Below are 7,167 nucleotides of genomic sequence, written 5' to 3' on the forward strand. Positions count from 1 at the left end.
CGAAGGAGTGGGGGCAACAGCAGCTGCGCTGGTAGACTTATCCACAGTTGCTGGTAACAAAATCAGCAATCCGCCCTGGGTCAAATTTCAATCGGCAGGGTGGGTCAATTTTCCATCAGCGCCAACACGTGGGGATTGCAATGGGTGCGGCAGGCTCCGATGTTGCCCTGGAAACGGCTGATATTGCGCTTATGGGCGACGATATTCGACAACTTCCATTTGCGGTCGGGCTAAGCCGCCATACGAAATCCATCATCCGCCAGAACCTATTCGTCAGCTTAGGGATCGTCGCGATACTGGTCCCCTCCACAATGATGGGGTTAAGCATCGGTGCTGCCGTCGCTATTCATGAGGGGTCCACGCTTCTGGTCGTGTTCAACGCCTTACGCCTGCTGGGTTACCGCAGGAGCACTTGATCTCTGAACATAAACAAAGGGGGCGCATTGAGCGCCCCCTTTGTACACGACAGTCTGAAAGTGGATCAGAAGACGTATTGCAGGCGGGTTACGAGAGCGTTGCCACTGTCGTCTCCGGCCGCGTTCTCGGCATTGTCAGTGCGCACGTTGATGTAGTCGGCACTCACCTTCACGGCCTCGTTGACATACCAGTTCACACCGATTGTGTGGCTCTTTGCTTTGCGCTCATCTGACTGAGCCGCAGTGGTGACCAGGTTACCGTCCTCGACCTTGATGTCGTCAAAGCGATAGAAAACTTCCCAGGCCCCCAGATCTTTGTTCTGTGGTTTGATGGTGTCAAACTTGGCACCGTCGAGTTTGTAGATGCGGGGCTCGCCAGTCAGCGTATACGCCATTTGTGCGTAGTAGCCCGATGCTTTCAGGTCATTGGTTGCCTGGTCAGCTTGCAATTTGCGGCGAAGGTATTCAGCTTGCACAGAGAACGGGCCGGTAGCCCAAGCACCTTCAACACCCCAGACCGAATCGTCGCTCCACAGGCCTTCTTGCGCCGTGGCGCCGCCAAACAGCATGCGATTGCCGTTGGTACCCGCATCACCACCGCCATTGGTATCCACACCACGAACGCCGAGACGTGAGCGGATCCGGGTGTCTACTGAACTGTCTTTGAGGTCGCGATAGGCATACTGGGCACCGATGTGCAGGACGTTGCCATCAGAATGCAGCGGTGCGAAGACACCGCGCACGTTATAGCGTTTCGTGCTGTCGCCATCGTTATCATTGTTGGTTTCGCTAAAGACGCTACCCGACAGGTAGGCCATGTTCGCGATGGTGCTGGTGGCTTGAACGCCCATGCCAGCGTTGTCGTTGATCCAGTCTGCTACATCGTAGGAAAGGTTTCGCTCCATCCCGGTTGTCCACTTCGAGCTGGTCGCCTTCTCAAGACCGAAATCGGTGTAGAAGCGGCCGAATCGCAGTTGGACTGGAGCGAAGCCCGTGTAGGTCAGGCTCGCTTCGTCAAAGTAGCCATCGGCGTCGTTACCGGTGTTGCGGGACAGGTCGTAGCTAACCTGGTACTTCCAGTCACGGTACAAGGTACCGCCGAACTCGATGTAGGCGCGACGGAAGTAGGCTGCGTCAGCAGTATCGCCATTCTTGGTGAAGACACCGTCGAACCGTCCGTAGTCGGCCTGAACCCTGCCGCCCAGTTTGAAACTGAACTCCTTATCGGTAGTAGAAAGTTCAAGACCGCCCTTGGTTTTGAGAACGATATCAGCTCCGTCGCTAGTGACTACTCCGGAGAATGCTTGCGAGGAAAATGTGCCTATTATTGCGGCAGCCAAAAGCTTCACTCGCATGTTCGAAGAACGGATCATTGCTTGCCTCTCGTGTGTTAAGTGCTAAGGCGTCGACGGGATGTTTGCCCTCCGTCGGGCCTAATAGATCTGGCAGATGTGAGCAGGTCACGTTCGTCACCTGCTGCAACAAGATGCCTTTGTTCTAAGCACTATGGCTAGATCGCAAGCAAAAATGACAGAAGTGTTTCTGTAATGTTAAAGAAAGACTTCTGAAAAATAACGAGCTTGTCATTTATCAAGCCAGTCACTTTTGTCCAAGAAGCTTTTTTTAATCAGTCGACGGATATCCAAGGCCTGAGGGTTGCGTGTGAGCGTTGACTTTATAACAAGATAGACATCTTTATCTTCCAAGTCTTCGAGAAATCCTGGCACGAGCGTGATGTTTCTGTCCATTTTACGGCTGTAATCTGGCAACACACCAATGCAGGCCCCCCCAACCACCAGGCCGCGGGAGAAATTGTAGTTCTTGGCTCTGGTCGTCCCTCCTCGGTGGCCGGAAATTATAGAGGCCCAATTTTTGGAACCCGAGAGAATGTCATCGTCCCAAGGAAGAACGAGCATAAAATTCTGTAGGTCATCACTCGCCACTGGGACCGTGACACTTCTTGAGTAGCGGCTTGAGATAAATAACGCGTGTCCGATCCGGCCAAGCCGTTCGAACCTGTACTCGGGGTAGCGATCGAAGGCATCGTCATCAGATGGTGTCACGAGAACAATACCCACATCGACGTCACATCCATTGAGCATTTTCGGGGTGCACTCAGAGTGGATCTCCAGTTGCATTTCAGCATGATCCCGAACGTAGGCGACGAGATCTCGATTGACGATATCGCTGAGTACCGGTTCTGTGATCGCAAGCGTGAGCCCCGGGATGCCCGTGTCGCCGGCTTTTCCAAGGCCCTCAGGGCCAAAAAGTTGCGAAAGGTAATGGCTGACCTTGTCGCCTATTCGAGTCAGAGCAAGCTTGTTGTTTTTATAGACGAATACAGGAGAACCGATGTGCTCCTCTAGCTTTTCCAGGCGCCTCCGAAGGCCTACTACAGGTAGGTTGAGCGCCCTGGCTGCCTGTTTAAAATTTGCACAACGTACGGTTGAGAAAAATTCTAGCGCTAACTGTTTATCAATTGGCAGATCATCCAATATGTCAGGAATGCAAGAAACAGTAATGCCAGTAGATGTTTCATTTTGTGTAGCCATTTATTCCCCCTTGTGCGGGGAGAATTTATCTCAATGTGGATCTGCAGTTCCCGATACTATCAATATTGTAATTTCCGCGTAATCTAATTGTTATTTGGCGAGGTTGATTTCAATAAAGTAATTATGAGGAAATCTTTTTGATATTTTGGCGTGCTAGGTTTTCCGTAAAGTTTTAACCCTATAATCGGCATCTGCTCCCCAGTTTTCTACCGACATTTGATTCACTTTTTTTTCACCTTTGCTTCCATAGTCTCAGCACATGGAAACCAAATGCCCGCCTCTTGTATTTTTGCTGTTCCGATATTTAGGCGTCGGATCAATAGCGACAGCGATACATTATGCAATCTTCTTGGCGCTTATCGAAGCGGAGCTTGCTGATCCCGTGTCGGCCAGTATATGTGGCAGCATGGTAGGTGCTATTGCAAGCTTCATCGGTAATCGAGCGCACTGTTTTAAGGCAGATGGTTCTCGAGTGCTCCAGCCTATTAGGTTCACACTTGTCGCTCTGGCAGCAAACCTAGGTAACGGAGTGGGTATTTGGGTACTCATTAAATTAAGTTTCTCACCGCTTATCGCCCAGGCCTTAGTGACTATAGCCCTTACGGCACTTGGATTCATTGCACATCGTTTCTGGACATTCAGCCATGCAGACATTAAATCGGTTTCCCGAGCGCCCTGATCCCTTGTTGACCATTGTGGTTCCCTGCTTTCAAGAAGAAGACACCATTCCAGAGTTCCACCAACGCGTTACCAAAGTTGTTAAGCGGCTACCTGTTTCTTGCGAGATTCTCTACATCGACGATGGCAGCAATGATGGTACTGCAGAGCTGCTGCGTGAGTATCAGGATGGCTCGGCTGTTCGATGCCTTTTCCTGAGTCGAAACTTTGGAAAGGAGGCCGCGTTGAGGGCTGGGATAGATCATGCTCGCGGCAGCGCGCTCATCTTCATTGACGTCGACTTGCAAGATCCGCCTGAGCTCATTCCCGGCATGGTGGAGTTCTGGCAAAAGGGTTATGACGTGGTGAACATGCAGCGCAATCTGAGAACCGGCGATTCGCTTTTCAAGCGCATGAGCGCTCGAGCCTACTATTGGGTCATGCAGCGTCTGGTGGATAAAGTGGATTTGCCCGCCGATGTCAGCGATTTTCGCTTGATTGGACCCGCTCCGCTTGCAGCTATTCGAGCATTGGATGAGCGTTCCAGCATCCTTAAGGGCATGATCGGCTGGGTAGGCTTTCGCACCTTTGAACTACCCTATAATCGCGCTGTTCGTCATGCAGGGAGCAGCAAGTGGAACGTGGCTGGACTAATCAATCTTGCCATCGAGAGCATTCTCAGTTTTTCTCGCAAGCCGCTGCGTATCTTCAGTCTCGCTAGCTTTGCACTCTTCGTTTCCAGCTTCTGCTACATGCTCGCAGCCCTCGTGGCTGGTAGTTTCGATGTCCATCATCTGCTCGTCGGAATGGCCTCATTTATGTGCGTCGGTGTCGCCATGGTGGGGGAGTACCTTGGCCTGACACTCGCAGAGGTTAAGCGCCGCCCCCAGTATTTCTTGAAAAACAGTCCCAAAGCGGAGTGCGCGTCTATCCACCCTTCGGTCTCATCGTTCGAGGGTAAGAAATGCTGAGTTTGAAGAGGGAGCAGACGTTATGGCGGATATTGGGCGCTATTTTGGTCCTACGTTTATCAGGATTGGGTGTCTACCCCCTGATGGACACATCGGAGGCCCGTTATGCCGAAATGGCGCGAAAAATGGTCGAGCTGAATGACTGGATCACGCCCATGTTCGATTACGGGGTACCGTTTTGGGGCAAACCACCACTGTCTTTCTGGACGCAAGCCGCGAGCATGACGATCTTCGGGGTCAATGAGTTCGCTGCTCGATTCCCTGCATGGCTGCTGCACCTGGCTAGCTGTTTCATCATCATCAAGCTCGGTACGCAGCATTTCTCGCGTAACGCGGGCATTTGGGCGGCAATAATCTTTTCCAGCACAACGCTTGGCTTGGTCTCCAGCGGAGTCGTACTGACCGACCCCGTTCTATCGTTCTCAATTTTGCTGGCCAGTTATGGGTTCTGGCGTTGGATGCAATGCGCCGACAAAGCGTACGCCTATCTGATGTTCGCAGGTTTGGGGCTAGGTCTGCTTGCTAAAGGCCCGCTGACCCTGGTGCTAGTAGGGGCGCCGGCATTCCTCTGGATCGTGATTTACAAGGAATGGAAACGGGTGCTAAGGCTACCTTGGGCTGGCGGCCTGGGTCTTATGCTCGGCATCTCTGTGCCTTGGTACGTCTTGGCTGAGATGAAGACACCAGGCTTTATGGAGTACTTTTTCGTTGGTGAGCACTGGAGCCGTTACGTCGTTAGCAACTGGGCTGGTGATCTTTACGGCAGCGCCCACGCCAAGCCATACGGGACCATCTGGCTACAGCTCGGGTTAGCGCTTCTTCCGTGGGTATTCTTCCTTCCATTGCTGATCCGTAGGCGTGCGTCGCTGCAGCGGTTTGAGGCCTACCTCTGGCTCTGGGCGCTGGCTACTCCGGTCTTCTTCACGTTCGCCGGCAACATTCTGTGGACCTACCTGCTTCCTGCGCTCCCAGCCTGGGCTTTGCTGCTGTCGGGCCGGGTCAGCGATACCGGCCCGAAGACTACATGGGCTGCTGCTATGAGTGCTTTGATATTGCCAATGATAGGAGCGGGCATAATTTACGCTGGCGCAATGGAAACGCGGCCTCAGAATCAGCGGGATGTGATCCAGGCTTGGCTCAATGCTCAGTCTACTCAGCCGGGCCCCCTGATCTATCCGGGACGCCGGTCGTACTCATCCGAGTTCTACAGCACTGGCAAATCCGAGCACATCAAGGATCCTGCCAAATGGCCAAGCAGTGGCTTGTTTTATCTATCGAGGCGCTTGCGCGACAGCAATGCTGAGCTGCCTACCGGCCTGGAGTGCACCAAGATCACAGAAGCCAACGCCAGCCAACTACTGCTATGCCGTTGGAACGCCGACGAGAAAAATGCCCAAAGCCTCGCCATAGAAAGCAGCACGAAAACTTATCAGAAGAACGAGGGCTAAATTTAGGATGAAAAAAAGCCAGGTATTAACCTGGCTTTTTTGTTGACTGCTACCCTCATCAGAGTTCCTAGTTTATCGTCGATCAGTTATCGGACTTTTCCTTGGCATCTTTGCGCTCTTTTTGTTTCTCTTGAGCGACCTGCTGCTTTTTCTGATCCGATGAATCATCGCTCCATATGCGTGCCTGCTCAGCCCGGAAATTTTCGTTGAATTTTTTCGCTCGATCAAATCCGTCTTCAGCATGGGCGGTAGTCATCAGACCGAACAGCAAGCTTCCAAGAGCGATAGATTTTACAAATTTCATGTTGAACCTCGGTATTTACTAGACCTCCCTGACTAGGGGTCTTTGTTGTTTTGTAGTTTAGGGAAGCGAAGCTAACGACAAGGTGAGGTATTAATTACAATTCCGTAATTTTAGCGTGCGGCAGGATGCGTTCTAAGTCTGGATCTGGAAGGATCAGACCTATCGCCGGAATTGCTGAAAGAAAATTTCAGTTATCCAGTAAATTACAATTTTGATATCTACCACCGTAGTTTCGTGCGGCATTGCAGTCCGCACCAGGAGATAGCTATGAATGAAATTGAGCCTTGGGCAGTTGCCATGAATGATTTTCGCCGCTGCGCTGAAAATCTTTCTGCCCAGGTCGATGAGCTGACATCTCAGACACGGCTTTCTAGCGCTGTCTTGGAGAGGTCGAACGAGATGGTGGAGCAGGTAGAGGCTATAGGTCGGCAGATTCACGGGGAGGTTCGGAAGGCTGAGAAGGCTTGGTCCGATGGTGAAGAGGTCGCCTTACGCGCCGCGACAAAAGCGTACTCTGCCGCTTACCGTGGAGTCGACAGTGCCATCCAGCCTCTCATTTCAGAGCTTTCGATCGCTACCAGTGCCGCGAATGCTTCGCTCGCAGAACTCAAGCGTGCACCGGCACTGGCCAAGCGTTACGTAATGGTGGTGGCGACAGCATTTTTCATCCTGGCATTGATCTGTTCGTACTCCAATGTCATCAACTTTGGAAATTATCCATAAATATCATATAATTAGCGCTCAAATCAGTGCATGGGAGAAGCCCTTTTGACTACCTATACCGCATCGCTTGACACCGCCAGCCAAACCCTGGCTTGA

The 7,167-nt window shown here is 51.9% G+C and carries 7 protein-coding genes and 1 pseudogene; 5 read left to right on the plus strand and 3 right to left on the minus strand.

Annotated elements, in window-relative coordinates; genetic code table 11:
- Nucleotides 1-128: 128 nt before the first annotated feature.
- Nucleotides 129-416 (plus strand): annotated as a pseudogene (locus PSEMO_RS25630) (heavy metal translocating P-type ATPase); the annotation flags it as partial.
- 65 nt (nt 417-481) lie between these two features.
- Here the strand turns inward: PSEMO_RS25630 and PSEMO_RS25635 are convergent.
- Together PSEMO_RS25635 and PSEMO_RS25640 are read right to left on the minus strand one after the other, a co-directional pair.
- Nucleotides 482-1,789 (minus strand): OprO/OprP family phosphate-selective porin, encoded by a 1,308-nt coding sequence (locus tag PSEMO_RS25635; RefSeq protein ID WP_009394993.1) that lies wholly within the window; start codon nt 1,787-1,789, stop codon nt 482-484.
- Between the two features lie 210 nt (nt 1,790-1,999).
- Nucleotides 2,000-2,968, minus strand: a complete 969-nt coding sequence (locus tag PSEMO_RS25640) for a LysR family transcriptional regulator (RefSeq protein ID WP_037058644.1) — start codon at nt 2,966-2,968, stop codon at nt 2,000-2,002.
- A 259-nt stretch (nt 2,969-3,227) separates the two neighbouring features.
- Here PSEMO_RS25640 and PSEMO_RS25645 point away from each other — a divergent pair, with 259 nt between their 5' ends.
- Genes PSEMO_RS25645 through PSEMO_RS25655 form a run of 3 tightly spaced genes read left to right on the plus strand, consistent with a single transcriptional unit; the run spans nt 3,228 to nt 6,044 of the window.
- Entirely contained in the window at nt 3,228-3,647 is a 420-nt protein-coding gene (locus PSEMO_RS25645; RefSeq protein ID WP_009394988.1) for a GtrA family protein, read from the plus strand.
- On the plus strand, nt 3,613-4,596 hold the full coding sequence (locus PSEMO_RS25650) for a glycosyltransferase family 2 protein (RefSeq protein WP_009394987.1): 984 nt from the start codon (nt 3,613-3,615) through the stop codon (nt 4,594-4,596). Before PSEMO_RS25645 ends, PSEMO_RS25650 begins: the two co-directional genes overlap by 35 nt.
- On the plus strand, nt 4,590-6,044 hold the full coding sequence (locus PSEMO_RS25655; protein WP_009394985.1) for an ArnT family glycosyltransferase: 1,455 nt from the start codon (nt 4,590-4,592) through the stop codon (nt 6,042-6,044). Before PSEMO_RS25650 ends, PSEMO_RS25655 begins: the two co-directional genes overlap by 7 nt.
- An 82-nt stretch (nt 6,045-6,126) precedes the next feature.
- On the opposite strand, the gene PSEMO_RS25660 is transcribed toward PSEMO_RS25655, so the two are convergent.
- The gene (locus PSEMO_RS25660) at nt 6,127-6,348 is read right to left on the minus strand and encodes a hypothetical protein (protein WP_009394983.1); all 222 of its coding nucleotides are present in this window, start codon (nt 6,346-6,348) and stop codon (nt 6,127-6,129) included.
- Between the two features lie 267 nt (nt 6,349-6,615).
- Here PSEMO_RS25660 and PSEMO_RS25665 point away from each other — a divergent pair, with 267 nt between their 5' ends.
- The gene (locus tag PSEMO_RS25665) at nt 6,616-7,071 is read left to right on the plus strand and encodes a hypothetical protein (protein ID WP_178392060.1); all 456 of its coding nucleotides are present in this window, start codon (nt 6,616-6,618) and stop codon (nt 7,069-7,071) included.
- The last annotated feature ends 96 nt before the right edge of the window (nt 7,072-7,167 follow it).

The sequence above is a fragment of the Pseudomonas putida genome (genome assembly GCF_001941965.1).
GTDB classification, from domain to species: Bacteria; Pseudomonadota; Gammaproteobacteria; order Pseudomonadales; family Pseudomonadaceae; genus Aquipseudomonas; species Aquipseudomonas putida_L.